The 362-nt window shown below is 57.7% G+C and carries 1 protein-coding gene; it reads left to right on the top strand.

What is annotated here, in order from left to right:
- Window positions 1-264 precede the first annotated feature (264 nt).
- A partial coding sequence (locus ACLJNW_RS23640) for an AsnC family transcriptional regulator (RefSeq protein ID WP_410961147.1) occupies window positions 265-362 on the top strand: 98 nt, incomplete at its 3' end.

Below are 362 nucleotides of genomic sequence, written 5' to 3'. Positions count from 1 at the left end.
GCCCTTCTGGGGTAACTGTCCTGGCTCGGCGCTGTTGGCGACGGCTCACCTCACTCCACCTTCTGGGCGGTGTGCAACCCGGAGGCCGGCGCAACCCTGTAGGGTCGGCGGCCACGGCTGGCCTGATTGGGCGAGCTGTGATGGACGAGATGTCCGGGCCGTGAATCTGGGTAAAAGAATACGTCGCCAGGCGCGACCAATGATTGCTAATATTGCTCACCAGAACCTTGATTGCGCAATAAATCACTCAAATTCACCTTGCCGATGGCAATCAACCTGAAAGAAATCCTCGCCATGAACAAACTCGACCGCTACGACCTGCGTATCCTCGAAGAACTCCAGCGCGACGCACGCATCTCCAA

Source organism: Salmonella sp. SAL4457 (assembly GCF_046548235.1).
In the GTDB taxonomy this organism is placed as follows: Bacteria; Pseudomonadota; Gammaproteobacteria; order Enterobacterales; family Enterobacteriaceae; genus Salmonella; species Salmonella enterica.
This window is presented reverse-complemented; position numbering and strand designations above follow the sequence as displayed.